The sequence below is a fragment of the Cyclobacterium sp. genome (assembly GCF_014762705.1).
Taxonomy (GTDB): Bacteria; Bacteroidota; Bacteroidia; order Cytophagales; family Cyclobacteriaceae; genus Cyclobacterium.
The window spans coordinates 18,395-44,593 of the sequence record NZ_JABURL010000009.1 but is presented as its reverse complement, the minus strand read 5'-3'; the positions used below and the strand labels follow the sequence as shown (position 1 = coordinate 44,593).

Below are 26,199 nucleotides of genomic sequence, written 5' to 3'. Positions count from 1 at the left end.
TGTTAAGTATTTTGTAGAAATAAATTAATTAAAACAACATATATATTTTTGTTTATTTATAATTAAATTCAATGCATTTTGTTCGTAAAACTTATTGATTCCATTTTAATATTTTATTTTTATATATTTTTACATTAGCATATATTGTTAAAATCAAAACTTTTTGCTATTTACCATTGAAAATTTACTATTAACCAATGAATCGCATCTCTTTACCGTCCATCTGCAGTTTCGTCCTTTCAGCCGTTTTATTTATTTTTTTTAATTCCTGTGAAAGCAGAGATTCTTTACCTCATCCCGATCCGGAAAATGGAGGCCTTTCTTTACCCGAGGGTTTCGGAGCCCTGATAGTAATAGATAGTATTGGTAAGGGCAGGCATATGGCGGTCAACGAAAATGGTGACATCTATGTAAAATTGAGATATGCGGAAGGTATGGGCAGCAATGTGGCCCTAAGGGATACCACTGGTGATGGTAAAGCAGATTTAATCAGGTATTTTGGGGATTATGAAGACGAAGGCAGTCTGGCAAACGGAATGCGAATCCATGATGGCTACCTGTATTACAGTTCTGCGAGGGTGGTCTACAGAAACAAACTGAACCAAGGCCAACTTATACCTGACACGCCCATGGAAGTAGTGCTTACCGATGATCATGAACACGGTATTCACTGGCACATCACCAAACCCGTATCTTTTGATCGGGAGGGGAATTTATATGTCCCATTTGGAAGTCCCTCAAACGCCTGCCAGGATTTGGAAAACAAACCCGGTGGCATTCCCGGATCCCAGGGACTGGATCCCTGTCCCGAACTGATCGAACATGGAGGAGTCTGGAAATTTCCTAAGGATAAAATGGGAATGACCCAGAAAGATGGTGAATTGTTTGCCACTGGGATCCGAAGTGTTGTGGCCATGGACTACAACCCGGTAGACAATCACATTTATGTGGTGATGCATGGCAGAGATAACCTGCATTTGCTTTACCCTGAAACCTTCTCTCCCTGGGAAAGTGCTGTTTTGCCTTCAGAAGAGTTTATCAAAGTAAGCCAGGGAGCAGACTATGGCTGGCCCTATTGTTACTATGACCAGATCAAAAAGAAAAAGGTCCTTGCCCCTGAGTACGGAGGGGATGGTGAAATGGTAGGCCGGTGTGCTGGTATGGACGATCCGGTCATGGGCTTCCCGGGCCACTGGGCTCCCAATGACTTGTTATTTTATACGGGAGATCAATTTCCCGACCGGTATAAAAACGGCGCTTTTATCGCCTTTCATGGTTCTACCAATCGGTCTCCATACCCACAATCAGGTTATTTTGTCGCCTTTGTACCCTTTCAAAACGGGCAAGCAGCAGGTGATTGGGAAGTTTTTGCGAATGGTTTTGCGGGAAAAGAACTAATTGTCAATACCAATGATGCTGCATTCAGGCCTATGGGTCTGGCGCAAGGACCTGATGGTTCATTGTATGTCTCTGATTCAAGAGTAGGCAAAATCTGGCGAATTTTATTTACAGGAGTAAAGGCTTCATTTGGAAAGGCTGAACTAGAAAAAATGGATGCACAAAAATTAGTAGCCAATATCCGCAACCCTCATCCCGAAGAGGACAACCTGGATAAAGGTCAACTTCCTGAAGGTAAAAAGGTATACAATACCTATTGCTCCCCCTGTCACCAAAGAGATGGCAACGGAGCAACAGGAAGGATACCCGGTCTTAGGCAAACGGACTGGGTTACAGGAAGCAAAAAACGGCTGATCCAATTGGTACTGGAAGGCCTGGAGGGAGAAATAGAAGTCAACGGAGAATGGTATGACAATGTAATGCCGGCCCATCAATTTTTAAGCGATGATCAAGTTTCAGAAGTATTGACCTTCATAAGGCAGAATTTCGACAATAACGCTTCGGCTGTTTCTAAAGAAGATGTAGCAAATATCAGGGCTGAAATTTCAAACTAACTCTATTAAGGCCAGAGCCCCTGTGTAGGAGATGATACAGGCAAATATAAAGGCGGTAATTAACCCAATATTCAACCAGAACCCCGCCTTGTGGTCACCCATCAACGCTTTTTGATTTACCAGGTATAGTATACAGGCGATAACCAAAGGTAAAACGAAAACAGCAGCCACCTGGGTCAATATTTGAGCAAATATGGGATTGGCACCTAAAGCAGGAACTGTCAAACCGACCAGACAAGCCACGCCCGTCAAAACCTTAAAACGGGTGGACCGGATGTCTAGCTCCCCTTCTTTATAATCCGCCACCAGTAGCGGGGCCACCATTAGTATTGGGAAAACAGAGGATAATCCGGCACTCAGTGCTCCCGTCATGAATAGCGCAACTGCAAATTTGCCGGCCACCGGCTCCAGGATATAAACCATGTCCATTACTTTTTCTATGGTTTTGCCATCTGCATAAAGTGCCCCTGTTGCCGCCGCCATGATCGAAAGATTAATTACCAGCATTAAAATTGCGCCGGTCAGCGCATCATTTGATTGTTCCCGTGTATGGGCAGGCCCCCATCCCTTGCCCTTCATCAGCAGGGGCCGCACCACAAAGGTTGGGGCTGCCATTGTCGTTCCTACAAAAGCTGCCACCAATAACCTCCCCCCTGGCACATCTGGCACGGAGGGGACAAGCCCTTTAACCATCCGCGCCGGATCAGGCAGTACCACAAACATCGAAATGATAAAGGCAATACCCATAATGGTCACAAAAACGATCAACACTTTTTCAAAAAATGAGTATTGACCAACCCATAAGAAGGAATACATCACCAAAATCAATACAACCGCAATTCCCAGAACCGGCCAGTAGGAGTTTCCCGACAAATCCGGAAAAAACAATACTGCCATTTCGTAAATGGCATTGGCACTTAACCCCAATATACCCGACAAGGAATTCCATTGCGCCAATATGATTCCGCCCACTATCAGGTAAGAAATAATTTTACCTGCTTTCAATTTAGTCTTAAAGCTGTAGATGGAAGTTTGACCAGTAACAACGGCATACCTACCATAAGCTTCCATTAGCACCCAAGAAAAAACGCAACTCAGCACCAGCACCCAAAGCAACTGCATACCGAATTCGCTCCCGGCCTTGGCCATAGAAGTTACACTTCCGGTTCCTATCGTATAGCCAATACAAAAAATCCCCGGACCGATGCCCAACATCCAAAGCCATATTTTTTGCAATAAGTTAGTATTCGGAGTTTTATTCGCTTTGTTCATAGTTTAACGGAAGAATATGATTTAGCAAGTCGTTAATTTGAATATTTTTCTCCTCAATAAAAAGGAAATCTGTAGTTTACCGGACTTTTAATAAAAGAGGGCTTTGTAAAAACAATTTTTTTTGCAATATTTCCGTAAATACCCGGTGAAAACCCTGCTTAATTTGACCTGTGCCTGGTCGGTACTTGAATGACCTTATATTTTGAGATAAGTCATGGCACAAAAATCAAATTGGCTATATGAGGCCTTTTGAAAAGCTGATATAGCTCAAAAGATGCAGCGGATTATCCGCAGGTTTTGGCTTTACTTTACGCTAATTTAACCTAAACACATTAATCTCTGCCCATGTCTGTTTTACATCTGACCAAATTGTTGTGCCTGCAATTGCTTTTGATTTGTACTGCTTTGTTATCAACCCTAACAGCCCAGGCACAGGAAATTGACCTGCTTTTAAAAGGAGGCAGGGTGCTGGACCCAAAAAACGAAATCAATGGCATCATGGACATTGCCATTTCCGGCAAAACAATACTGAAGGTAGAAAAGGACATTCCGTCAAGTAGCGCAAAAAAAACCATTGACCTCAGCGGTTTTATCGTAACCCCGGGTCTATTGGACATGCACGTGCATGTGTTTCATGGTGCCGATACGGAGGCATACATTGCCAATGGCCTCACCAGCCTGCCACCGGATGGTTTTACCTTCCGTTCAGGAGTCACTACCGTGGTAGATGCAGGATCTTCTGGCTGGAAAAATTTCCGGGAATTCAAAAAACAAACCATAGACCGTTCCCAAACGAGAATTTTGGCACTACTTAACATTGTGGGTACCGGCATGTACGGGAGATTTGAAGAACAGAATGTCATGGACATGAACCCCAGCATGACCGCTCATATGATTACCCGCCTGTTTCCTGAAATCCTTGTAGGAATAAAATCCGCCCATTACTGGGGCGATTTTACGCAGGTAGACCTGGCTGTAGAGGCGGGCACCCTCGCCAATGTCCCCGTAATGGTGGATTTTGGGGAACACCAGCCTCCCAACTCCATTGAGTCGCTTTTTATGGAACATCTCAGGCCTGGCGATATTTTTACCCATACCTTCTCTTATGGACCCAATAACAGGGAAACGATTGTGGATGAAGACCTGAAGCTTAAACCCTTTATTTTGCCGGCGCAGCAGAAAGGAATTCGTTTTGATGTGGGACATGGAGGTGGCGCCTTTTCCTTTCGACAAGCAATTCCGGCTATTCAGCAGGGCTTTCTTCCGGATGTGATCAGTTCGGACTTACATAAAGACAGCATGAACGGAGGGTTTAAGGATATGGCCAATCTACTTTCCAAATTCATGAACATGGGACTCAGCCTGGAGGATGTCATCCTGAGAGCAACCTGGAACCCTGCACAGGTAATTCACAGGGAAGACCTGGGTAACCTGGACCCGGGTTCGGAAGCAGACATTGCAGTATTCAGCCTCAGAGAAGGAAGTTTTGGCTTTCAGGATATCCGAAGGACCAAAATTGACGGAGATAAAAAACTCGAAGCGGAACTTACCATCAGGGCCGGGAGAATTGTGTGGGACCTGAACGGGCTCAGTGTACCTTATTGGGAAACAGAACTGGGCAAACGCTAGATACATCAACATGAAAAGATGGCCGCTTCTTTTTCTTCTAATCAGCCTTTGCCTGCAGCTGCGGGCTCAGGACCTGGACATATTGATCAAAGGAGCCTATCTGATCGATGCAAAAAATGGCATACGTGACAGCATGGATGTAGGTGTTTTGGCTGGAAAAATTGCCAGGGTTGCTCCGCAAATTGCTTCGGAAGATGCAAAAAAAGTGATTGATGCCTCTGGCTTGATCCTCAGCCCCGGATTGATTGACCTCCACACGCATCTATTCGTAGGCAGCCAGGCAAGAACCTTTGCAGATGGGTTTTCCAGCGTATCACCGGATGATTTCTCCTTTCGATCCGGTATTACTACCATGGTAGATGCCGGAACCTCCGGCTGGAGAAATTTTGAAACTTTCAAAAAAAATGTCATTGATGCTTCCCAAACCAGGGTACTGGCATTTTTAAATATCGCCGGTACCGGAATGAGCGGAAATCCAGAACAGGAAAACCTATTGGACATGGATCCTGAAAAAGCCTTTGAAACCCTGCTACAGTATCCTGACATTCTGGTGGGAATCAAAATCGGTCATTATACTGGTCCGGAATGGACACCCTTTGAAAATGCACTCCAGGCGACTGAGATGGCTAACAAGCCTTTGCTGGTGGAATGCCACCTGCCCCAATACACCCTGGCCCAACAATTGGAAAAAATGAGACCCGGGGATATCCTCACGCACAGCTTTGAAGAAATTGAAGAACGCATGCCCATTGTGGATGAGCAGGGCATGCTACGCAGTTTTGTCAGAGCAGCTTATGATAGGGGCATATTATTCGATGTGGGACATGGAGGGGCCGGATTTTGGTTCAGTCAGGCCATACCTGCCGTACGACAGGGTTTAACCCCACACAGCTTCGGTACAGACCTTCACCGATTCAGCATGAACTCCGGAATGAAAAACATGCTGAATGTCATGTCTAAATTTATTAATATTGGAATGGAAGTAAATGATGTGATCGAAAGGGCATCCTGGCAGGCTGCGCAAGCCATAAAACGAACTGACCTGGGCCACCTTAGTGAAGGAGCTGTGGCAGACCTTACCTTATTGAAATTACATGAAGGGGAATTTGGTTTTATTGATGCAGGAGGTAATAAAATTGAAGGAAAATATAAATTGGAAACGGAGCTTACCATGAAAGGCGGGAAAATCGTCTATGACTTGAATGGATTGGCTGCAAAAAAATATACTTATTGATATGGACAGAAGAGAAATGATCAAAAACCTGGCAATCCTACCCATGGGGGGCAGCCTGATGAGCATGTCACCAATTATGGGAAGTCAAAGAAATAAAAAGCCCAGTGGTCCTTTGGCACTTGATGAAAATATTTACCGTTCATTGGGAGTAGAACCTATCATCAATTGCAGAGGCACCTTTACCATTATTGGCGGGTCCATTGAAAGGCCTGAAGTACATCAGGCAATGGCTGCAGCAGCAAAAAACTTTGTCCAATATGATGAACTGGCCTTTGCCATTGGAGAAAGGCTTGCTGAAATCACCAAAGCCGATTTTGGTATCATAACGGCAGGTTGTGCCGCAGCTATGAAACATGCCACTGCTGCTTGTGTGACCGGCGGCAACCCGGAAAAATTACTAAAAATCCCGGACCTCAGCGGATTTGACAAAACCGAGGTTATCATTCCCAGGCATTCCAGAAATGTATACGACCATGCTGTAAGGAATATTGGCGTTACCATAGTGGAGGTTAATAGTCCCGAAGAACTGGAAAAAGCCATCAACTCTAAAACGGCAATGATTTACCTGATTTCCGGCAGGGGTGCAGATACAGGTCAGCCCTTATCCTTGGAAAACATTGCCCGTATCGCAAAAAGTAGTAATGTCCCCATCCTCATGGATGCCGCAGCGGAAAACCTGACCATTCCTTGTGTGCATTTTGAAAGGGGAGCCACCATGGTGGCTTATTCAGGCGGTAAGGCCATTTGCGGTCCGCAATGTGCCGGATTGCTACTGGGCAGAAAAGACCTGATGCTATCCGCCTGGCAAGCCAGTTCTCCGCACCATGGTCCCGGAAGGGATAATAAAGTGGGTAAAGAGGAAATGCTTGGCATGTTGGCAGCAGTGGAAGCCTGGACTACCCGGGACCATGACAAGGAATGGGATACCTGGATGGAATGGCTCAACAGCATTGCTGACAGGGCCACAAAAATCAAGGGAGTGACCCACCAGATCAACCAGCCCAGTGGATTGAATAACCGTGCCCCCATGCTTCAGATCCTTTGGGACCCGGAGCAATTGCATATTAGTGGTGAGGAAGTGGCTGAGCTTTTCGGAAGAACTGCGCCCAGGATTGCCGTTGGCAGCCGCAATCAGGACGGGCTGACATCCATTACCATAAGTCCCAACCAGATGCAGCCTGGAGAAGCCGGGGTAGTTGCAGACAGAATCCACAAAACCCTATCCGCCAAAAGAAAACCCACCGATAACGCTATGGCTGCTCCTGCAGATAATCTTAGTGGGAAGTGGGAGGTGGAAATGTCTTTTTTCAGTAGTAAAAGCACCCACAAGTGGATTCTGGAGCAGGATGGGAACTGGCTGAACGGTACACACATGAGTGATTTTGCGGACCAGGACCTGTATGGAACAATCGAAGGAAATACAGTTAAAATGCGCAGCAATTTCCGTAAACCGGGAGATTCAGTCACTTTTATGTTTACCGGCAAAATGGAAGGCAGCCAATTGAAAGGAGAAGTATTTATGGGAGAATACCTCACTGCAGAATTTACTGCCAAAAGACCGGAAGGCAGCCCAAGAAAAGAAAAAATAATGGTGCCCTCTGGTCCTCCGCTGGCCACCTGAAAAACCTTTTAAGCAGATAAAAACCCATACCGGTTACCAAAACCTTTATTAAATAAAAAAACATGAAATCGACACGATTAAAATCATCATTAAACACACAGGGCAATGATTATTTTAATCGTCAAAGATTCCATAGCCTGCCCCGACTAATCGGGGTGGCCTATTAAAAATAAATTATAAACACATGAAAAAGCTATCCTTAATTTTCCTATTGTCCGCTTTTTGTCTCATTTCCTGTGGTGAAAAAGCAACAAATGCTTCCCTAGAAAATCAGGAAACCACCGAAGAAGTGCCTAATGATGGCATAGATGCTGAACAAAGGATCAAGGACCTGGGTATAACCTTAATCCAGCCTAATGCCCCAACTGCCAATTACCTGAAAGCCAAAACCCTTGGCAATGTGGTCTACCTTGCAGGACATGGACCGGATAGACCGGATGGTACACAGGTCATAGGCAAGCTCGGCACCGAGCTGGAACTGGAACAAGGGATTGAAGCCGCACGTTTTACGGGCATTTCCCTGCTTTCTTCACTCAAAGCTGAAATCGGTGATCTGAACAGGGTAAAAAACATCATCAGGGCACAGGGCATGGTCAATGCTGCCCCTGACTTTAAACAGCACTCACAAGTCATCAACGGCTTTTCGGATTTAATGGTAGAAGTATTTGGGGAAAAAGGAAAACATGCCAGGGCTGCCATAGGCATGAGCTCTCTACCCAATAATATTGCCGTAGAAATCGACATGATTGTCGAACTCTATGAATAAAAAATGATGGAAATTGCCAAAACAAACTATTTCAGCCTGAATCTTGCTTTTGTTTAGGGGTAGCGCAAAACTTTAGCCCTATTCATTAGTTTCATTCATCCAATCAAATCCATTCACCGCATGTCAGTGAAATTGAGCCAATCTGAAACCAAATCAACATTACTATTAAATCAATTTAAAAACTGCAGGGAGCAAACCGAAAAGATTTGTGCTCCCCTCGAACTGGAGGATTATGTTCCCCAGCCTATGGCGGATGTTTCTCCTCCTAAATGGCATTTGGCACATAGCAACTGGTTTTTTGAACAATTTCTGCTCAGTACCTTTAAGCAGGGATATACCGTTTATGACTCCGACTTTGCCTATTTGTTTAACAGTTATTACAACAACGCAGGAGATAGGGTGTTGCGTCCTAACAGAGGTTTGATGAGCCGGCCACCGGTACGTGATGTAATGGCCTACAGGGACTATGTAACAAAGGAAGTCCTGGATTTTATTGGCTCAGGCGAGGCTGAAAAGGAAGCATTGGATATCCTTGAATTGGGAATCAATCATGAACAACAGCACCAGGAGTTGCTGGTGTATGATATCAAATACATCCTGGGCCACCAGCCGACATTTCCGGTATATGGGGATACTTTCAATCTGCTGCAGGAAAGCCAGGAGCAGCGATGGATTTCCATGGAGGAAGGGCTTTATGCTATCGGGTTTTCCGGAAATGGTTTTTCTTATGATAATGAAAATGCCAGACATAGGGTTTTCCTTGAGTCCTACCAGATTTCTAACAAACTGGTAAGCAATGCAGCATACATGGAATTTATCAGTGCCGGTGCCTACCAGGACTTTAACTTGTGGCATGCTGATGGATGGGATTTCATCCAAAATCAACAAATCAAAGCTCCCCTTTACTGGCACCAAAAAGGAGGGGAATGGCGACAATATACCTTTAGGGGCTTAGAACCCATAGACCCAAACTTACCGGTTCAACACCTGAGTTTTTACGAAGCCTATGCCTTTGCGGAATGGAAAGGCATGCGCCTACCTACTGAATTTGAATGGGAGGCAGCATCCCAACATTTTACCTGGGGGCAACTTTGGGAATGGACCGGCAGTGCCTACCTTCCCTACCCGGGATTTCAAAAAGCAGCAGGAGCACTGGGAGAATACAATGGCAAATTTATGGTCAATCAGCATGTTTTGCGAGGGGCATCTGTAGCTACTCCGCAAGGACATAGCCGGGCTACCTACCGCAACTTTTTTGCACCACCGTCCAGATGGATTTTTTCAGGAATCAGACTTGCTAAAACAAAATGACACAAACCAACTTTGAAAAAGACATCCTCAATGGTTTACAATCGAACCCTAAAAGGTTATTTTCAAAATACTTTTATGATGAAAAGGGTTCTGCCATCTTTCAGGAGATCATGCACATGCCGGAATATTATCTGCCCGGCTGTGAAACAGAGATTTTAAGGCTACGTGCAAAAGATATTATCAGAGAACTTCCCAGCAAAGGCTACGATGTGGTGGAACTGGGAGCAGGTGACGGAACAAAAACGGCACTTTTTCTGGATGCCTTACTCCGCGAGAAAAAAAACATTACTTATATCCCACTGGATATTTCCCCAGATATCCTTTCGGTAAATGAACAATTCATGCGCCAAGAGCTTCCGGAATTAGCTGTAAAACCCATTGCCGGAGATTACTTTGACACCCTCAAAAGCATCAAGGAGAGGGATAAACCAAAAGTCATTCTTTTTCTTGGTAGCAATATTGGAAATTTTGAAGGGGAAAAAGCCCTGGACTTTATTCAATTTGTAAAGTCCTTTATGGCAAAGGGAGACTACTTCATGCTGGGAGTGGATCTAAAAAAACATCCCAAAACCATACTCTCCGCCTATGATGATCCCGCAGGTATAACCAAGAAGTTTAATATCAACCTTTTGGAAAGAATCAACCGGGAATTAGGTGCTGATTTTGACACAGCCGGGTTTGACCATTATGCCAGTTATGATCCCCTGAGTGGGACCACGAAAAGTTTCCTGATCAGTAACATTACGCAAAAAGTGCAGGTGGCTGGTCAGACCATTGGCTTTCATGCATTTGAACCCATTCACATGGAGGTATCACAAAAATACAGTTTGGAAGACCTGGACCAGATCAGGTTTAAAGCAGGTTTCAGCGCGGACCATCATTTTACCGATAGCAAATCCTATTTCAGCATCAGCCTATTTGAAGTATAATTTCATTCATCAAATCCGGGCCTGATAAAATGATCCATGTTTGGAAATGCCATTTCCAACACCTGTTGGGCTTGCTGCAAACTGGCTAAAATCCGAAAAATCGCACTTTCTTCTTCCTCAAAAAAACCCAGTAAACTTGCCCATGCCCGCATCGACCTTTCGATCGCAATCCTGGCTATTTTGGCGCTTCCGTTATAATCCCGTTCCTCTTCAGCAAAGTGTTTATTATATTCATCCTCTTTTCCCAGCAGTGCCCTGTGGCATTTGGCAGCGATAAATGGTTGGTACCAGCGGATTACTTCCAGGCTGTCTCTGAGGAGCAAAATTTCTCTTTCGCCTTCCTGCATGCTCTTTATTCCAAGGTTTACCTCTTGAAAAATTTTATCGGTATTGTCTTTCACCTGACCTTTTTCCAGCCATTCCCGGGAGAGTTCTATGTAGTCCATGGATTTTTTCATTAAAGGATGATTCTCTACCCTTGATTTTTTGTCTGCCCGCTCCTCTTCAGATTCCTGATCCGTTTCAGACAAGTTAATGCCTTCCTCATTTGCCATTCTCTCCAGCATCATCCTGGCTTCTTCCAGGGTTTTGGTAATGGGTTCAAGGGAGGTCTCCCATTTGGGATCATGGGCGGAGATCTTTCGGTCTTTTTCCTCCATGTAAAAAACCCTGCACCTGTCGGTAAATACACACCGCTCACACCACCGGTCACAATAATTGTGTACACCTTCAATAAAACGTTCCATGATATTTTTAAAGGTTATAGAATAAATATAAGGAATTCCAGGCAGACCCCTGAAATTGTTTGGGGGAAACCCTATATTTAATCCCAATATTCATCCTGTTATTACCATTCCCATGATACCAGAAAACCCCTACCTGCTGCTAACCCCTGGACCATTAAGTACCAGCAAAACTGTCCGTGCCGCCATGGACAGGGACTGGTGCACCTGGGATACGGACTATAAGTCCATCGTTCAAAAAATCCGGGAATACATACTGGATTTAAGCCATGGCGGTGAAGCCTATACCAACGTTTTGATGCAAGGAAGCGGTACCTTCTCCGTGGAGGCAGTCTTGTGGACAAGCCTCAGGCCAAAAAGCAAAATCCTGGTGCTTTCCAACGGAGCATATGGCCAAAGGATGGCCAGGATAGCTACATCAATGCAGGCAGCAACGGTAGTTGTCGAATTTCCGGAGAATAAGCAAGCAGATCCCGAAACTGTAGAAAAAACCTTACAAACCCATCCCGACATCACACATATTGGCATGGTCCATTGTGAAACCACTACCGGCATGCTCAATAATTACGCCCCCATTGCAGCATTGGCGGCCCGATGGGGAAAGGTATTCATACTGGATGCCATGAGTAGCTTTGGAGGGATTCCATTGGATGTCAAGTGGCCGGAAATTGATTTTTTGATCAGCAGTGCCAATAAATGCATACAGGGAGTTCCGGGCTTCGGATTTGTTATTGCCAAAAAAAGTACCCTTCAGGAATGCAAAGGAAATTCGAGAAGCCACTCTCTTGATTTATACGATCAATGGGAAACCATGGAAAAAGATCCTGGCAAATGGCGGTTTACCTCCCCTACGCATACTGTGAGGGCATTTTTACAAGCACTTACTGAATTGGAAAATGAGGGTGGCATATCCGCCAGGCATGCACGGTACGCAGCAAATCACCAAACCCTGGTGAGCGGAATGGAAAAAATCGGCATAAAGCCTTTTTTAGAAACCAAAGACCAGTCTCCCATCATTACCGCCTTTCATGAGCCTCAAAGCACTGCCTTTTCTTTCGAAAAACTTTATCAGTTGCTAAAATCAGAGGGGTTTGTGATCTATCCTGGCAAGGTATCTCAGGCAGCAACCTTCAGAATTGGCCATATAGGCCATGTATTTCCGGAAGACATTCACCGCCTGGTAGCTGCAGTGGAAAAGATAAAATTTTGGTAAAAAAATAGTGTCCGGAGATCAAATGCTTCGCACCTGGTAATGCCCGGACACTATTTGGATTAAAACCATTCGACTTTATTTTTTTCCGTAGGTAATTCCCTGCCATTCATCTGTACGAAATGGATTGGCAGGTAAACCCTCTTTGTTGTAAAGATTTACATCATCAGGGTTATCTGCCCAGGCATACCTGACAGCAACAGGATCATCGATATCTCCGGTTTCCAAAACGATCTGGTTTCCATCCTGAAAGCCTTTGACCCAGTGGAATTTTTTGTCCGCTCCAGCCACTGCAAATCCTTTTACATAACCATACTTGTCCTTAACCATCAAACCGGAGCCAATATGGTCAAAGCTAATTCTGATTTGATCACCCTGAATTTCCATGGATTTAAAAGTAGGTCCACTATACACTACATCCATGCCATAAGCTATTTTTTTGGCGGCCTTTGCCAGTCTTTCACCAACGGTCCATTTGTCTCTTGGGTGTATGTCATCAGCTTCTCCCTTGTCTATGATTACTGCCTGCCCTGTATTGGGTAGGGATAAAGTCATGCTCTGGGCTTCCCGAAGTTCTGCCCAGTCACTGTCAGCAGGTTCATCTTTTGGCTGTCTGAAATTGGCCAGCTGAACCCATAAAAAAGGGAAATCTCCTTGTCCCCATTTATCCCTCCAGTCAGTAATCAGCAAAGGAAATATTTCCCTGTACTGATAAGCCCTGCCTGCATTGGATTCTCCCTGGTACCAGAGGGCACCTTTGATCGCAAATGGAATAACAGGCTCCAGCATGCCATAATACAGGCTGGTCGGCCAAAGATTGGGTTTCCTTACCTCTGGATCCGAAAAATCCTTAGGCCCTTCTGTTTGGTTGGTAACCACCCGCTCTCTGAAGTCCTCATGGCTCATCAGGGCTTCCGGACTGGTCCATGCCTCAGATAGGGTCCCTCCCCAGTTGATGTCCAACAGACCTATGGGTACATCTAAATCAGTTTGTATCCTTCTGGCAAAATAATAGCCGATAGCTGAAAAATTTTCCACCGTTTCTGGAGAACAAACAGACCACTTCGCCTCAGGGACATCATCTATGGGTTCCAGGCTAAGGTTTCTTCCTACTTCAAACAATCGAATGTCAGGGTGCTTGGCGGTCTTGATGCTATCTTCACCATTATTGGTGTTTTTCAAAGCCCATTCCATATTGGATTGGCCTCCCAGCAACCAAACGTCTCCTATCATGACATTCTCATAGGTAACGGATTCATCTCTTGTGGTTACGGTAAGGGTATAGGGCCCTCCCTTTGACAGCGCATCCATTTTGAGCTCCCAGTTTCCTTCCCGGTCTGCCCTCACGCGATACTCTTTGCCTTGAAAGGATACCGTCACGCGCTCCCTCGAGTCAGCGGATCCCCATACAGGAATTTCTTGTCCTCGTTGCAAAACCATATGATCCGCAAATACCCGCGGTAATCTAAGTTCCGCCTGTACCTGAAACATCCATAGGCATAAGGCGATAACCATTCCAATTTTTCTCATCATTATCTGGATTTAGTTTAATTGAAAAAAGAATTGATAATATACGATTTTTGACCTAAAATTCAGAAATCCACCATTTTTAACTTTTAGGTTTTTTTATAATTATTTTTCCCAAATGAACTGAAATACCATGTTTCGGGTCGTATGGTACTAGTTTTCCCCATTCAAAGCGTCGTTTTTTTTTTCATTAACTGACTTATTAATTTATCCGTCAAGTTTTTCCAGAATCCGATATATGGTTCCAAATAATCCCTAAAATCAATTTCTTTAGGTGGATGGTAGCTTGTTCTCAAATGTTCAGATTCAATTAATGGGCCTATAACAATGCATACAGCAGGTTCAAAGACTACTCTTGGAATGACGCTTGTTGTTGATATGCCTACCGTATATTTCTAATTCTTCAGTCATCTTCCAGCCACACTTGAGCTTTGGATCATCCATGAACTCTTCTTTATCGTATTGTCTCAACCTGGTGAGTCCAAATTCAGTTAACACAAACATCGCGTTCATGAGAATCAAAAACGACTCCACTCAAAAATCTTAGGCCAATATGGAGGGCACTCATAACAGTTAGATTTTATTAGGTCGCATTAACCGATCAAATTATAAATATTATAAACAAAAAGCCCTATAATCGTTATCAGAGCCAGAACCGTAGGAGCGGGAATATTATTGACGTTTAAAGGGATTTTAAAAATACCTTCTTGATTTCCTTCTTTGGAATTTGAAGCCCTGAACTTCAGCAGTGCCACATTTACCATCCCAAAAACAGTAAAGACAAAAATATTACTGATGGACGCTACTACCTTTAAATTACCTATAAGACCAAAGGCGATCGTAACAATCGTGATGGCTATAATGGCATAATTAGGAGTATTGACCCCTATTCCCTCTAAGGTGGTAAATTTCTTCAACCATTTTATACCGCTGTCGCGTGATACGTCATAAAGCAGGCGGGAAGTACCCAGTATATTGCTTAAAATGGTTTTACTGGTTGCAAAAAGAGCAACGATGGCAAGCACGGTTCCACCTATCGGTCCCCATTGAGAATTGATCACTGCGGCAAGCGGCCCATCAGATTCGGCAAGGCGCTCTGACCCAAGAACACTGATAGCACTAATTGCAATCAAAACATAGAGTATCAAAACTATGATACCGCTTAGTAGAACGCCTCTGGGTAGATTTTTCTTGGCGTCTTTGGTCTCTTCTGCCATTTTAACCAGATCCTCAAAACCTACATAACTGAAAAATATAAGAGCTGATCCTGATAAAATTCCAGTCATGCTCGTACCCTCCATGTTCATCAGATCTATCGAGCCCCATTCGGGGATACAAAATGCGATGACAATTCCCAGCCCGGCAATTGTTATTGCGGTTGCTATTGTATTATAATGAGAACTGATTTTTGTGCCGAAAATATTAAATAGACCCATAGCAATTATGATTGCCACTATTGCTATCCATTTAGGGACCTCAACCAGCCTTCCCAGGTATTCTGCAAAGCTTATCGCAATCGCTGCCGGTGCAACAATTCCCGTAAAGGTCATCGCTATCGATAGCACCATTGCGGTACGTTTTCCCAACCCTTGTTTGATATATTCAAAGCTTCCACCAGCATCTGGGAATCGGCTTACAAACTCTGCATATGATAATCCTGTTAATAGCGCTACCGCTGCTGCTATGGCAAAGCTGATCCATAAAGCGTTTCCCGCCAGTCCTGCTGCCTGTCCTATGATGGCATATATCCCAGCACCTACAATGCCCCCTACACCAAACATGAGAATGTTCCAGAAACCTAGAGATCTTTTCAGATTTTTGTCAGCCATAGAAAATTAATTTCGCAAAAGATTAAGCGTATATGCAAATGATTAAGTTAAGTAATTTAAGTTTATGCTAAGAGTCGATAAAGGTTAACAGTACCTTAGCATGTTCAAAATTTTTATGTGGTAAACGCAAATTGTTTGGTTCTTGACCATTACAATACTGCGTTGAAATCAGCAGAAAACAAAATTCAAATGGCCTTATTGAGCTGGCTCACCTTTTTTTCTGCTTTTATTTCTTCGAAGCAGCACAATCGCCGTCTCAGGAAATCTTTTGCGATTTAGCTGTAATATTGTCTTTTATTTAGTTCGGGAGAAAAGACCATCACCCGGCGGTATAGCCGAATGGAATTTATATTTAGTCTGCTTTTTTACTTCTGAATCGGGTGGGGAGGCGGAATTGAATCGTTGTACTTGGCTTTACCTAAAAGCCAGCTAAAATCTCCAGAGAGTTGCGGTCCGTTATTACTGACTTCACCATCTATAATTTTATAGATCCCAGCACTTGAATGACAACCCATACAGCTTTCGGTTCCAAAAATGGTTATTGCGTTTTTGGGATTGCCTTCCATTAAATCAGATGCACTTTGGTTTCCTCCCTGAAAAAATGTCTCCATAGTTAAATTGGTTAGCAAAGTAATATTTGGATCTCCACCCGGCTTGTTTACTACAGACTCAGGAACCGTATTGTCGTCATTACCATAAGGTCCAGGTAGCGCGTTTTGATTTAACGGGTACTGTGTGTCCACTAGCATATAATACTGCCATATACTACCTTCTTGTGCAAAATAGGCTTGCATTTGTTTGTTAATGTTTTTTACACGAACTGGAATGTCAACCATTCTAAAAGCCTGCGTTTTCATTACCTTTTCCGATGCCCAATACTGCGCTGGGTAAATACTATCTTGTTTTTGCTGATCCTTACCTGTTAATTGCCAATAATTCCCTTGTGAGTCTTCCTCAAATTTAAAGGTGGTACCGTTAGACACATCGTAATTTACCGGGCAAATTTCGCAATTCGGATCACGTAGGGTTGGGTGAATTAATTTTCGTTTACCATTAACTTCAATAACATTCTGATCCAGGTTATCGACGTGCTCAAAAGTGGACCAAACCCACTGCTTTGCGGTTGGCGTTTTTTGGCTTATATGCATTCCAATTAACCCAATGTCTTTTTTGACTAAATCTCCGGCATCATTATATACGTACCCTTCGTCCTGGTAGTAGCGGGATTTAATGTCTGTGTCTTCCAAAATCTTCCATGCAAATTTAATTTCTACTGCTCCTAAATTTCCAGCGTTGTAATCTCCGGCAGGAAAGTCCGCAATCGCACCTGTACTTGTAAAATCTAATTGACCATTTATGTTGTACAATTGTTTCTCTACTACATAATCAAATTCAATTTGATTCATAAGTACCTCGTATACTACCACATTCCCGTTTTGATCGTACAACTTCCCAGCAAAAGCTTGATCGGTTTCATCGGCTATATTGCTAAAATTGTCGGGATGGGTTGGTGTGTTCGATGATAGTACAATTCTAGCGTCAGCATCAGCTAAAACCTCTTTGGGAATTTTCAGGCCAAAGTCTGTTCTGGGAGCTCCCCATGGAGCTGGTTTTTGACCATCTTCCCGATACACCTGAAAGGCCTCTTTCCAACCTAACCAGGCTGGTTCACCAGCATCTGTAAATTTAGATTTAGGGGTTCCATCTTCAGCTACGGGCCATTGAATAGCCATAAATGCTTGCCAGCTGTAGCGATTAAAGCTTTCATTTAAGGCGTAAATATCCCCTTCTTTTTTTAGTTTTTCTTGTAATGCAGGGTCAACATCGACGGGAATATTAGGTGAAAATGTAACTGGCGGAGGAATTTCATCATGGCTCCCTCCCTCTTCACAGGAGAAGAGCATCATTCCCACAAATACGAAAAAAAAGAGGCTCAGTTTAGTCGTAAATAGATGTGACACTCGTTTAAAACAAATTGATCGTTCCATAATGGTGAGTTATTTGAATAATATTAATTTTATGATGCTGCCTTTTCTACGGTTCCAAAATCGAAATTTTCGAAATCGTTTTTCTTCGGAATAATTGGCATGCAGCTTTTTTGGTAATTCAGATACTGCTTACTCATAATCCGATCTTATTTCAGAAGCCCTATAGGCTCTCCATTCAAACAACCTAAAGTAGCATCGGCTCCATAAATACTAACAGATACCATAGTTTTCACTACCATGAGGAATTTAAGCTTTTTCTCCTGGCCTATCTACTCATTTCTTTATAATAGTAGATGGTATCCGATTAGTGTATGAGGCGAATATTGATAGTAGGATTGCCTATTTCCCTAAAAGGAATCACTGGGCGGTTACCTTCTTCGTCCGTACGTGAAAGTTGTATCTCGACCTTTACTTTTCCGTCTGCTTTTTGCAGCCTTTCGTTTTCAAATTCAAAATCAAAGCTGACAAGTGCTTGTTTCACACAATTAGCACAATTTCCTGGTTCTGTCGCCTGGAAGAAGAATCTCTTTTGTAGAAATTCCCCTCCTAAATACAAGGAAACTGTAAACGAACCAGGTATTTTTAAGCGATTTACATCTTTCACTCTGAGAGATACATAAGACATATTGCTTAGTGTAAACTCATTTTTGTTGGATTGGCCTTTATTAGCACTACGATGTGAAGGCATTTCATCGGCTGAAAAATTTTCAGGCTTTGTTAGCGGAAGTGGAGGCTCCACATAGTTGACTCCCATTTTATTTAGATCGATGGTCTGATCCACTGTAAGTCCTAACGTTTCCGTAAAGGGATCCATAATATTTAGTCCAACTCCGTCAATCCAATCTGTAGTATCACCACAAGCTTTGACATTTTTCTTAAAATCCTCCACGTTGGTCGTATGGTGTAATTTTTGCCATTGCCACATCAAACGATCCCAGTTTGCATGGAATAACCAAAATACGGGTTCAAAACCAGTTACGTCCTGATTTGCAGTAGTAGCCCCGTTGCTGTTATGGATCATATCATGTGCATGCATCAATGATTCTGATGCAACATATACTCCTTTATTAGTTAATCCGTTAAAGGCATTCCACGTTGGAAATTGAATAATTTTATCAAGATATACCTTATTCGTATTTGTAGGATCGTGGGTGGCATCTCTGAGATATTTCCATTTTTCCTCATTGTAGGTGGCAGCATCATTCCGAATAATACTTCCATCTGCCTTTAGTGATCCATTTTTAACCTCCTGCGGGTACTGATTTATAAACTCCTGAGGCACTTTATACGTAGCGAATGGTCCTTCCGAGAAGATTTCAGGATATCGATCATCCGAAATGTCCCAGTAAGGAAGGGTCACATCCTCACATCCGGGAATAGCGCGTAATGCATTTTCAAATTGAAGAATATATGCCCGATGCCAAGCTAAAAAGGGATGAATATGGTGTTCACAATAGGTGGGGGCCGGATACCAATGGATTCCTCCTAATTGGTAAAAACTATTTGGATCATTGTTATCCAAATCCATGATGCCCTGAAATGCTTTGAGGAGGTTTTCCTTTTCAACCCCTTGAATGTCATTTACATTTTTCCTGTGACGCAGGCTTGTATCTTCGGCAATAGCAACTTGCTTCTTTTTGAATGCATCCAAAGCTGCTTGATCTTTGGGACAGCCATGGGTAAGCCAGTTACGAAATGAGTAGGCCTTATTTTCGTTCCAGGGAGTTGGTTTTGGCCCCCAGGGCGCCGGCATCATTTTATAATAGACGTAGTAATATATTTTCGCGCTCAAGCTACTGACCTCCTGGTAGCTAGCGAGATCAATAATACCTTTCATATGAGGTACGTCATAGTCCTCTCTGAAAAACCATTGAACTTCATTATCCCAGATGGGTTCGGCGATAATAGACGGAAAATCAGGGTTGTTTAGTTCTGCTTTGGTCATAATAGTTTCTCTTTAGTGTAAAAAATTTGTTTGTACAGCAGATAGTATTTCTTTTTTCTATTTGCTGCCATAGCGTAGGCGTACCGAGCCTTACTCAAGGCACCGATGACTCCAATCCTTCAGGGATATGATCTGAAACCCCGTAGTCTGAGCCTTTAATAATTTCTTTTTATTACCGTCCAATATAAGAAATTATGTTCTATTTCTTTTATTTTTACCAAATAAAAGAAATCACCAAACCCCTACCATTTTGGTTTTGGGACTACTACACAGGTAAGCAATTGGGGAGAGAAAACCAGAACTACTCCGCGCTTTTAATTCAGCTGGTATAACCAGGTCTAAACTATTTATTTCATCCATTATTTCTAGAACAAGACGATTGATTTGATGTTGGTGCCTAAAATACGAATAAAGTGCACCCTGCACTTTATTTGCCTATCACCTAATACAAACGAATATTTTATAATATAAAATAAATAAGGGCCGTAAAGGCATAAAGTACCGTGTTTCGGGTAGCCTGTTGCTAACTAGAGCTGATTTACCAAACCGTTTGTAAATGTCTAAAAACGGATAAAAACTCCATCAACCGAAGGTTTGGTCTTTCACCGCATACTCTGCCGGAGCATTTTTTTCTTTTTGGACAAATTGGTGATTCAGAACAGATAAAGTGAGAGTGGATTGGTAATGTACAATCCCTGGTAGGTAAATTTTAGTTTTTTATACAAAAAATACTCCGGTCCCATCAGCGACCTTGACCTCATAGGTTTCCATTTGCAGGCCAAATTTCTCCAGGTAAGCTGCCGTAATGGAAGCGATAAAACCTTTTGTAGAAGACTTCTCTAAGAGATTTAGGGTACAGCCTCCAAATCCGCCACCCATCATCCTGGCACCTAACACATAGGGCAAGTCTCTGGTATAGTCCACCAAAAAATCAAGTTCAGGGCAACTGACTTCATATGCTTCAGAGAGCCCCTCATGTGAGCCGTACAGCAATTGCCCAACCGCTTCCAGGTCACCATCAGCAAGGGCATCGCAGGTAGTTATCAGGCGTTCGTTCTCCAGGATCACATAAGCGCAACGCTTGTAAACCACAGGAGACATTTCCCCTTTTGCCTTTTCCAGCATTTGGGGAGTAACATCTCTGAGACTTTTTACCTCAGGAAACTGCTCCTTCACCTTATTTACCCCTGCCTGGCATTCTTCCCTTCTTTTGTTGTAGGCTGATTCGGCCAAGGTATGGGCTACTTTGGTATTGCAAAGGAGCAATTGAAAATCCCCGAGCTCCAGAGGAAAGTAAGAGTGTTCCAGCGAACGACAATCCAGCCTGATCACCTGATCCTTCCTGCCCATCATGGAAGCAAACATGTCCATAATGCCACAATTTACACCGGCAAAGGTATGTTCTGCTTGTTGAGAATACCGGACCAGATCCAACTTTTCGATGTGCAGCTCAAATAACTCCGACAACCCCAAGCCAACGCCATTTTCCAACGCTGCGGAAGAAGATAAGCCCGCGCCTATGGGGATGTCGCCTCCAAAAACACAGTCAAACCCTTCCAGATTATGCCCCGCCTGTTTCAATTGCGCTGCCACTCCCATGACAAAATTGATCCAGCCCTTCCTGGGTTTCATATCCTCCAGCAAAAAGCTTTCCTCCTCCCCGAAGTCGAGTGAATACACCCGGCATTTTCGGCTGTTATTTTTAGCAAATCCCAGGTAGATGTACTTGTCAATGGCTGCCGGAAGCACATAGCCCTCATTGTAATCGGTATGTTCTCCGATCAGGTTGATCCTACCGGGAGAGCGGATCAGTAAGGCTTCCCTATGGTATTTATTCTGAAAAAGAGTTTTAATCTCACCTGCAATTGACATGAAAAAGGGTTTTATGAATGAATTATTCTTCCTGAAAAATGGTAAAGAGAACGGTTTCCCCTACGACCTCCAGGCTTTTCCGGTCGATCAGGTCCATATTGTCCTGATGCGTGTGGTGGTAATGGCCAAATCCGTACTCGGGACTGAATTCGATGATATTGATCATGGGAATATTGGCGTCCTGGTTGACAAACAGGTGATCGTCCGTGATGGCCTCGGTACGGCGCATGGGAAAAAACTCCCCATACCCCAACCTATGGGCATAATTCCAGACCCTGTCTACCAGGTTTTTTGCATATTGCATGGAATAACCCTCCTTGTAAAACCGGGCATTTTTACCTCCCACCATATCCAGCAAAATACCATAATAGGCGGAATACCCGGGAGAATGGGGGTTTTTGGACCAGTGCTGAGAACCCAGACACCACCATACCTGGCTATTGTCCCTGAAGTTCCGGTGTTCCGGCTCTCCATCGTCTTCCCCATCAAAGAAAATAATATCAATCCCCACATCAGGTTGCAGGGAATCTGCATGCAGCACCCTGGCAATTTCCAATAAAACGCCCACTCCACTTCCGCCATCATTGGCCCCATCTATGGGTTCATCCAGGCGTTCTGTATCCTTGTCCGCAATTCTCCTGGTGTCCCAGTGCGCAGCCAGCAGAATCCTTTTTCCAGCCTCCGGCTGAAAGCTCCCAATAATATTCCTCAATTGCAGTTCCTTGCCATCATAGGCCCTGGCCGTAAACTCCTGTTCGCTCACTGAAAACCCATAGGATTTTAATTTTTCGGTTAACCAATCGCCGGTTTCCCTGTGTGCGGCTGTGTTGGGAACTCTGGGGCCAAAATCCACCTGTTTTTTCACAAAAGCATAGGCAGAATCGGCATTGAAGGCAGGGACAGGTTTGAGGGATAATTCTTCTTCCGCTTTTTCTTCCCGGACGCTTTGCTCTCCACAGGACCAATAAATGAGCCCAAAAATTAAAATGACCAATCTACTCTTCATAAGCCCAATCTACTTTGTCTTTCATGTCCTTGATGATCAAACCCGCAGATTTTAGCGCCTTGCGGATCTCGTCTACCTTATGGTATTCCCGGGCAGTTTTTGCCTTCCCATACAGTTCCAGTATCACCTTGAGCAACTCTTCCTGATGATCCCCTTTCTCTTCCACCAGACCCAGTATATCTGTGACAAAGGAATCGAAAGTACGGATCAACTCATCAAATACCTTCTCACCCAACTGGGCAGGATGCAGCTGACCGGTATACATACTATTGATTTTTTTAAGCAAGTTAAACAAATGTCCAATGGCCTGTGCGGTATTGAAATCATCATCCATGGATGCAAAAGCATCCGCAATGCTTTTTTCTACCTGCTTAATCTGATTGTCATCCAGGGAAATAGCGGAATCATCCTGATAGGTCAATAATTTCCCAATGCGATGACCATTAATCAGCTTCTTATACCCTTTTTGTGCGGCCTGCAAGGCTTGATTGGAAAAATCCAGGGTGGACCGATAATGGGCCGTCAGGATAAAATACCGCACCGTCATGGGGCTGTAGGCTTGTTCCAGTTTATCATGTTCGCCTGTAAACAGTTGCTGCAGGGTGATAAAATTACCCAGCGACTTGCCCATTTTTTGCCCATTGATGGTTATCATGTTATTGTGCATCCAGTATTTGGCGGGATCCGCATGGTGGCAGGCGTTGCCCTGGGCAATTTCACACTCATGATGCGGAAACATCAAGTCCATCCCTCCCCCATGTATATCAAATTGGTTGCCCAGGTATTTGGCACTCATTGCAGTACATTCCAGGTGCCAGCCCGGAAATCCAACACTCCAGGGAGAATCCCATTTCATCAGGTGTTCCGGAGCGGCTTTTTTCCAAAGGGCGAAATCCAGGGGATTTCTTTTTTCCGATTGCCCATCCAGCTCCCGGCTTCCGCTCATCAATTCCTCCACCACCCTGCCTGATAAGCGACCATATTTTTTGGTTTCATTGTATTTCAACACATCAAAATAAACGCTTCCATTTACCACATATGCCAGGCCTTCCTCCAGAATTTTTTCCACTAATTTAATCTGTTCCGGAATATGACCGGTGGCTCGGGGCTCGATGCTGGGCCTGATGGTATTCAGCAGGTTCATGTCCTGGTGATAGGAGGTAGCATATTGCTGGGCCACCTCCATGGGTTCCAGCTGCTCCAGTTTGGCTTTTTTGGCAATTTTGTCTTCCCCATCGTCCGCATCAGCCTCCAAATGACCTACATCGGTAATATTGCGGACATACCTGACCTTGTATCCCAGAAAAGAAAGGTAGCGGTACACGCCGTCAAAGGTAACTGCAGCCCTGGCATGTCCCAGATGTGCATCGCCATATACCGTAGGCCCGCAAACATACATGCCCACATGAGGGGGACTGAGAGGCTCAAAAAATTCCTTTTTTCTGGATAGGGTATTGTATATTTTCAACTTTTTTGAATGCATGGGGCAAATTTATCAAACTTTCAATACTTTTTTTAGGAAAATAATTTTATTACATTTGTGCATGAATTAAGTAATGAAACAAGAGGGGACAGGCAGTCCCCTCTTTCATTATGAATCATTTTGGGAACAAAGCTTGGAGCAAGTAAGCAAAAAGATATGAATTTGAGGCAAACGATAGCGGAAATAGTGGAGAAACACCTCCCTGATAGCAGCCATTTTGTGGTGGATATCCAAATCGTAGAGAAAGGCCCTAAAAAATCCCTTAAAATTTTGATTGATGCAGACCATGGCATTAATATTGACACTTGTGCCCTGGTAAGCAGGGCCGTAGGGGAAGAAATTGAAGCTAAGGAGCTAATGGATACGGCTTATGTCATTGAGGTATCCTCTCCCGGGGTGGATTTCCCTTTGAGCTCCAGGAGGCAATACCAAAAGAATATTGGTAGAAACCTGCAAGTGGTCCTGGCCAACGATCAAATCCTTGAAGGAAAATTAACCGAGGTAGATCAAAGGGGCATTCAGTTATTGTCAATGAAAAAAGAAAAAGGAAAAAAAGGGGTTGAGGAAAGCCTTAATTTTACTTTTGACCAAATTAAGAAATCTATAGTATTAGTCTCTTTCAAATAAAAACAATGGATGCTAAAGTTCTGATTGAATCATTTGCAGAGTTTGCAAGATCAAAAAATGTGGACAGACCAACAATGATCCGCATACTTGAAGATGTATTTAGGGCAATGATTCGGAAAAAGTACGAAACAGATGAAAACTTTGATGTCATCATCAATGCGGACAAGGGTGATTTGGAAATTGTAAGAATCAGGGAGATTGTGGATGACAATTCCGAGGACATCTGGGATTATGATAAAATCAGTTTGTCAGAGGCAAAGAAAATTGAGCCTGATTTTGAAATTGGGGAAGAAACCTACGAAAAAATCGAATTGGAAGATTTTGGAAGGAGAGCAGTGATGATGGCCAGACAAACCCTGATCCAAAGGATCAAGGATTTGGAGAAAGACTTGCTTTTCCAGCAATATGAAGAATTAGTCGGAGAAATCATCAATGCTGAGGTGTATCAGATATTGGGCAGGGAAGTGCTGCTAATGGATGGAGAAGGAAATGAGTTGATCATGCCAAAGTCTGAGCAGATACCCAAGGACCGTTTCCGGAAAGGTGATGCTGTGCGGGCCATAGTACACAAGGTGGAAATGATCAATGGCAACCCAAGGATCGTTTTGTCCAGAACCTCACCTATATTTTTGGAGAGGTTGTTTGAAAACGAGGTTCCTGAGGTATATGATGGTTTGATCACCATAAAAAAGATAGTAAGAGAGCCCGGTGAAAGAGCCAAGGTAGCTGTAGAGTCTTACGATGACCGCATCGACCCTGTGGGTGCCTGTGTAGGCATGAAGGGAAGCAGGATCCATGCTGTGGTGAGGGAACTGCAGAATGAGAATATTGACGTTATCAATTATACGGAAAACCTGGATTTATATGTTTCCAGGGCATTGAGCCCGGCAAAGGTTTCTTCCCTACAAGTCAATGAGGAAGAGAAAAGGATTTCGGTTTACCTTAAACCTGATCAGGTTTCTCTGGCCATAGGCAAAGGGGGCTTCAATATCAGGTTGGCCAGCCGCCTGGTGGGGTATGAAATTGACGTTTTCAGGGAACTGTCAGGTTATGAAGACGAGGAAGATGTGGATTTGTCGGAATTTTCTGATGAAATTGAGGCTTGGGTCATCGAGGAATTCAAGAAAACAGGGCTGGATACAGCAAAAAGCGTGCTGGCACTGACCAAAGAAGACCTGTTGAGAAGAACTGAATTGGAAGAAGAAACGATTGATGATGTATTTAAAATATTAAAACAAGAATTTGAATAGCAAAT

19 protein-coding genes are annotated in these 26,199 nt (G+C 43.6%); 10 read left to right on the top strand and 9 right to left on the bottom strand.

Going from position 1 to position 26,199, the window contains the following annotated elements; genetic code table 11:
- The first annotated feature begins 197 nt into the window (after positions 1–197).
- Entirely contained in the window at positions 198–1,952 is a 1,755-nt protein-coding gene (locus tag HUJ21_RS00230; protein ID WP_291366266.1) for a PQQ-dependent sugar dehydrogenase, read from the top strand.
- Here the strand turns inward: HUJ21_RS00230 and HUJ21_RS00225 are convergent.
- Complete coding sequence (locus tag HUJ21_RS00225) at positions 1,944–3,224, bottom strand: Nramp family divalent metal transporter (protein ID WP_291366264.1); 1,281 nt, start codon at positions 3,222–3,224, stop codon at positions 1,944–1,946. The genes HUJ21_RS00230 and HUJ21_RS00225 overlap by 9 nt on opposite strands.
- A 345-nt stretch (positions 3,225–3,569) precedes the next feature.
- Here HUJ21_RS00225 and HUJ21_RS00220 point away from each other — a divergent pair, with 345 nt between their 5' ends.
- The 6 genes from HUJ21_RS00220 to egtD all read left to right on the top strand — a co-directional run bounded on the left by HUJ21_RS00220 (position 3,570) and on the right by egtD (position 10,714).
- Positions 3,570–4,853, top strand: coding sequence for an amidohydrolase/deacetylase family metallohydrolase (locus HUJ21_RS00220; RefSeq protein ID WP_291366262.1), 1,284 nt, complete (start codon positions 3,570–3,572; stop codon positions 4,851–4,853).
- Between the two features lie 10 nt (positions 4,854–4,863).
- The gene (locus HUJ21_RS00215; RefSeq protein ID WP_291366261.1) at positions 4,864–6,087 is read left to right on the top strand and encodes an amidohydrolase/deacetylase family metallohydrolase; all 1,224 of its coding nucleotides are present in this window, start codon (positions 4,864–4,866) and stop codon (positions 6,085–6,087) included.
- Entirely contained in the window at positions 6,056–7,708 is a 1,653-nt protein-coding gene (locus HUJ21_RS00210) for an aminotransferase class V-fold PLP-dependent enzyme (protein ID WP_291366260.1), read from the top strand. Before HUJ21_RS00215 ends, HUJ21_RS00210 begins: the two co-directional genes overlap by 32 nt.
- Positions 7,709–7,892: 184 nt before the next feature.
- A complete protein-coding gene (locus HUJ21_RS00205; RefSeq protein WP_291366258.1) occupies positions 7,893–8,474 on the top strand; it encodes a RidA family protein in 582 nt (193 codons plus the stop codon).
- Between the two features lie 120 nt (positions 8,475–8,594).
- Complete coding sequence (gene egtB, locus HUJ21_RS00200) at positions 8,595–9,785, top strand: ergothioneine biosynthesis protein EgtB (RefSeq protein ID WP_291366257.1); 1,191 nt, start codon at positions 8,595–8,597, stop codon at positions 9,783–9,785.
- Positions 9,782–10,714, top strand: a complete 933-nt coding sequence (egtD, locus tag HUJ21_RS00195) for an L-histidine N(alpha)-methyltransferase (RefSeq protein ID WP_291366256.1) — start codon at positions 9,782–9,784, stop codon at positions 10,712–10,714. The genes egtB and egtD overlap by 4 nt, the downstream gene beginning before the upstream one ends.
- Positions 10,715–10,716: 2 nt before the next feature.
- On the opposite strand, the gene HUJ21_RS00190 is transcribed toward egtD, so the two are convergent.
- Entirely contained in the window at positions 10,717–11,460 is a 744-nt protein-coding gene (locus HUJ21_RS00190) for a hypothetical protein (protein WP_291366255.1), read from the bottom strand.
- 112 nt (positions 11,461–11,572) lie between these two features.
- On the opposite strand from HUJ21_RS00190, the gene phnW reads away from it, so the two are divergent.
- Positions 11,573–12,670, top strand: coding sequence for a 2-aminoethylphosphonate--pyruvate transaminase (gene phnW / locus HUJ21_RS00185; RefSeq protein ID WP_291366254.1), 1,098 nt, complete (start codon positions 11,573–11,575; stop codon positions 12,668–12,670).
- 75 nt (positions 12,671–12,745) lie between these two features.
- Here the strand turns inward: phnW and HUJ21_RS00180 are convergent, their stop codons facing one another.
- From HUJ21_RS00180 to cysS, 7 genes are all read right to left on the bottom strand, one after another.
- Entirely contained in the window at positions 12,746–14,200 is a 1,455-nt protein-coding gene (locus tag HUJ21_RS00180) for a sialate O-acetylesterase (protein WP_317168788.1), read from the bottom strand.
- A 587-nt stretch (positions 14,201–14,787) separates the two neighbouring features.
- Positions 14,788–16,023 carry an APC family permease gene (locus HUJ21_RS00175; RefSeq protein WP_291366253.1) on the bottom strand — a complete coding sequence of 412 codons (1,236 nt, stop codon included), beginning with the start codon at positions 16,021–16,023 and terminating at the stop codon, positions 14,788–14,790.
- 365 nt (positions 16,024–16,388) lie between these two features.
- Positions 16,389–18,011, bottom strand: coding sequence for a hypothetical protein (locus HUJ21_RS00170; protein ID WP_291366252.1), 1,623 nt, complete (start codon positions 18,009–18,011; stop codon positions 16,389–16,391).
- Positions 18,012–18,315: 304 nt separating this feature from the next.
- Positions 18,316–19,956 carry a tyrosinase family protein gene (locus HUJ21_RS00165; protein ID WP_291366251.1) on the bottom strand — a complete coding sequence of 547 codons (1,641 nt, stop codon included), beginning with the start codon at positions 19,954–19,956 and terminating at the stop codon, positions 18,316–18,318.
- Positions 19,957–20,673: 717 nt separating this feature from the next.
- Positions 20,674–21,828 carry a galactokinase gene (gene galK / locus HUJ21_RS00160; RefSeq protein WP_291366250.1) on the bottom strand — a complete coding sequence of 385 codons (1,155 nt, stop codon included), beginning with the start codon at positions 21,826–21,828 and terminating at the stop codon, positions 20,674–20,676.
- A 22-nt stretch (positions 21,829–21,850) separates the two neighbouring features.
- Positions 21,851–22,834 carry a M28 family peptidase gene (locus HUJ21_RS00155; protein WP_291366249.1) on the bottom strand — a complete coding sequence of 328 codons (984 nt, stop codon included), beginning with the start codon at positions 22,832–22,834 and terminating at the stop codon, positions 21,851–21,853.
- Complete coding sequence (gene cysS / locus HUJ21_RS00150; RefSeq protein WP_291366248.1) at positions 22,824–24,317, bottom strand: cysteine--tRNA ligase; 1,494 nt, start codon at positions 24,315–24,317, stop codon at positions 22,824–22,826. The genes HUJ21_RS00155 and cysS overlap by 11 nt, the downstream gene beginning before the upstream one ends.
- 156 nt (positions 24,318–24,473) lie before the next feature.
- Between cysS and HUJ21_RS00145 the strand changes: the two genes are divergently transcribed.
- Together HUJ21_RS00145 and nusA are read left to right on the top strand one after the other, a co-directional pair.
- Complete coding sequence (locus tag HUJ21_RS00145; RefSeq protein ID WP_291366247.1) at positions 24,474–24,944, top strand: ribosome maturation factor RimP; 471 nt, start codon at positions 24,474–24,476, stop codon at positions 24,942–24,944.
- 5 nt (positions 24,945–24,949) lie between these two features.
- Entirely contained in the window at positions 24,950–26,194 is a 1,245-nt protein-coding gene (gene nusA, locus HUJ21_RS00140; protein WP_166151841.1) for a transcription termination factor NusA, read from the top strand.
- Positions 26,195–26,199 lie beyond the last annotated feature (5 nt).